Annotated in this window: 2 protein-coding genes and 1 pseudogene; all 3 read right to left on the reverse strand. The window is 45.8% G+C overall.

Going from position 1 to position 3430, the window contains the following annotated elements:
- A pseudogene (locus tag JF818_RS00505) lies at positions 1–993 on the reverse strand (hypothetical protein); the annotation flags it as partial.
- 22 nt (positions 994–1015) lie between these two features.
- Positions 1016–1789, reverse strand: coding sequence for a glycosyltransferase family 2 protein (locus JF818_RS00510; RefSeq protein WP_198890045.1), 774 nt, complete (start codon positions 1787–1789; stop codon positions 1016–1018).
- A gap of 22 nt (positions 1790–1811) precedes the next feature.
- Positions 1812–3233: a hypothetical protein gene (locus JF818_RS00515; RefSeq protein WP_198890046.1), complete on the reverse strand. Its 1422-nt coding sequence runs from the start codon at positions 3231–3233 to the stop codon at positions 1812–1814.
- Positions 3234–3430 lie beyond the last annotated feature (197 nt).

The following is a 3430-nucleotide window of genomic DNA, read 5'->3' on the forward strand; positions in this document are numbered from 1 at the left end:
GGCTTGGCTGCGGAGGTAGTAGTTATGGTAGAGCATCATGGGATTCACGATGCGCAGGTCCAAATCCCCTCCCCCGTCTTGGTACATGATGCCCTCACTGAGCACCAGATTGACGCGGTCGGAGAAGAGGCGCCACTCAAATCGGTGGGCCATGAACATCTTAAGCCCGGTTATGGGCCGCGCCTGACTGTCAGGAAGACTGGAATCATAAATCTCGTTGGGGTGAGGAAAAAATGATGTGATAAAGGAATACTTGAAGGAGTCTTGGTACACAGCAAGTCTAGCCATATTGTGGTACTGCAGTTGCTCTCCGATCATGAAGTTTCCACTGAATCCTGGCCCCCAGGAGATCCGATCCCGTCCTACCTGAACCACCCAGTTGGAACCTCCCGTGGAAAGGAACGCCCGATAGGGAACGTTGGCGTCCAGAGAGAGGGTTTGCAAGGAGAAGTCATAGGGAAGATTGGTCGTAAGATTTTTCTTCCCATAGAGTTCAGAGGTTCCCTCATCCATGGTCCCTGCTTCTTTCCCATCAATATTGCTGCTGCCGAGGGTAAGGTCAAAAACTCCAGAGAAAGCTCCCAGGGAGAGCGTCATGGGGACAGAGACAAGGCTCTTTCTATCCAAATAGGAGTAGACCCAGTCTTCTTCACGGATAAAGTCCTCTGTATTGCTGTGGATGTAGGTCTCAAAGGAGATTTCTGATTCTATTGAGAATGCAGGCAGTTCCATCGTCGATTCACCTACAAGCGATGTATAGAGCTTGGTTTCCATCCAGGAGAGTTCCTCCGGGTTAAGACGAGAGAGATGATGGTCAAGCTCAGCCCTGGTGTAGGGAAGTGCTGATGAGGGAATGGCCAACCCTTGGCTGACATAGAGGGTGGAAAGTTTCTCATGAACAGAATCAGAGAGCTGAAACATGTCTGAAGGACTGGCAAACCCACCTGTCCAACAGAGGGAAAGCACTACCATGGCAAGCACCAGTTTTTTCATCCTTCATAGACCTCCTTCAATCCTAGGACTTCTGTATCCCTCGATACTTTCTCAGTCCATTCAGTGTATACTGCAAAAAATACCAGCAGGCCACCGGGATAGGCAGATGCAAGTACCTGCGATAGACAATCCAACGGTTTTTTGCTGCTTTGACTTTATCCCCTGATCGATTGGAATCAGAGAGCCGATAGAAGACCAAGGATTCAACACACCCTCTTGCGATAGCCCCATCCTGTAGCAATCCTAGCCAGAATACAAAGTCCTCATGGCTATATGTCCCATCCATGGCCCGGTCCTGCAACCAAGTCGAACGCATTACCACAGTAGAAGGAAGCACATAGTTCTCCTTCAACAATGCTTTGAAAGAACAGTGCATTGGAACTATCTTATCATGTCCAATGTCATTCCCTTCTCCATCGATGAAGGAGTAGCTTGAATAGGCTAGATCACACTTCTCAGACTCCAACAGCTGAATCTGTTTTTCCAACTTATCACTCTTCCATACATCATCACCATCAAGGAAGGCAACAAACTCCCCTTCCACGTGCTGAAAGAGGAAATTACGTGCGTTTGCCACTCCCCCATTCTGTGAGAGAAAGAATACCCTGATTCGGTTATCCTCATCAGCCAATTCCTGCATCACCCCTGCAGTGTTGTCCTTGGATGCATCATCTACGATGAGTATCTCAAGAGATGAATAGGTCTGTGCAAGTGCTGATTGAACAGTTTCCCTGAGGGTGTCTTCACAGTTAAATGCTGGTATGATTACCGAGCATACCCCTTTTTGATACAGCATCAGAGAAACCTCCTCCTATCATCTAGAAAAACACTTTTGCGCCGATCTGGACTATATGATCAAAGATTGGATCATTCCATGGACCGAAAGTAACACCCCTTCCATCATATGGTATATCTCCAGAAGTGACAGGTTTCTCCCATACTACCGTAAAACGATAGCCAGCGGTAAGTTCAATCGGCATATCAGAGAATTTCTTAGTTGCTTTCATCTGCATAGAGAGCGTGCGCTTGAATTCATTATCCCAGAAATTCTTCTCCTGATAGTTATCATCATCACTATAATTCATGAACTGTTCTATCATGAACCCATACTGGCCACTACGTACCTGGTACTTTGTCTGCAGCTGAGCGGTCCAACCCTTCGGAAGGCCAAGATCCAGCTGGACCAGGAACTCCTGGCTGTTGGGATCAAGCGGATAGCCAATATTCTCTCCCTTGTTCACATAGGCTGTTTCACTGGAGGTTTCGTAGATATGATACAAACCATCAGCTCCTTCGATTACAGTACGGCCGTCAGGAGAAGTATATTCAGGATATTTATCCGTAACATCAATCACCCAATCATAGTCACCTTTAGAATTCAAATTTTTATAGAGCATTGTATCAGCTCCAACAGCAACTATTTCATACGTATTCTCAAAATCAGTGACTGTTGTATTATTAGTGTCATCATCAGCCAAATCCTCTAGAACACCAGTCTTCTCCATAATTGGATAGTGGGTATATACAAAGGGGCCAATGTAGGTCCATTGAACCGTCAGGCTGGAGAAGCTTCCTACAGGAATGGGAACAACAAAACCTGCTTGGAAGGCAAACATATTCCTTGGTGCCTTGAGCATAGTGATTGGATTCCCCACTACATTCATCTCATTCATACCCATCGCACCATAGAAACGAGCAGTTGATGGGAGTGTAAAGGAGAAATCCAAGCCTGCAAACACGTCATCAATATCCCCAAGGTTGTTCTGCTGGAACATATAGATTGCAAGTGGATTGAGGTACCCAATTTCAAATCGTTTTTGCCATACTGTTGATTCAAAGATACTGAGGGTAAGCAAATTTCCCACATCCAACTCAACACGATGAGCACTGAAGTTGTTGTCAAATCGGTAGTATGGTTTATCTTGCTGGTAATCATCGGAGAAGAACGGATTACCATCAAGGGTATCAAGAGAGAATTTTCCCAGTGATCCTGTGATCACTGAATAATGTAACCATGGAGCAAAATCTACTTGTATATCAACCCCGTCAAAGCTTCTTGCATCGGTACTCAGCATCAGATTATTGAGACCTGGCCCCCAATCTCTCTTGATAGATCCCCAGCGAAGACTCAAGGCACCATCAAAGAAGGAACCCGATAGCTCAGGGGATAGGGAAAGCCCTGTATAGAAGGAATCAGCAGGAATGGAACGCAACTGTGATCCACCGGATAACAGCTGCATATAGAAGCCTTCTCCTGGGATGGTAAACTCTGTGGGAAGGAATACCTCTGAATTCAGCTTAACAATATTCAACCCAAAAACCATGTTGTAGGAAATATGCTATCCAAGATCGCCTTTCAGATAGGCAAGAATGGTGTTTCTGGAATAATACTCCTTTGAAGCAATATTCACAGTCTGCTGTGTCTGGAGGGTAACAC

Source organism: Sphaerochaeta sp. S2 (assembly GCF_016406725.1).
Lineage (GTDB): Bacteria > Spirochaetota > Spirochaetia > Sphaerochaetales > Sphaerochaetaceae > Sphaerochaeta.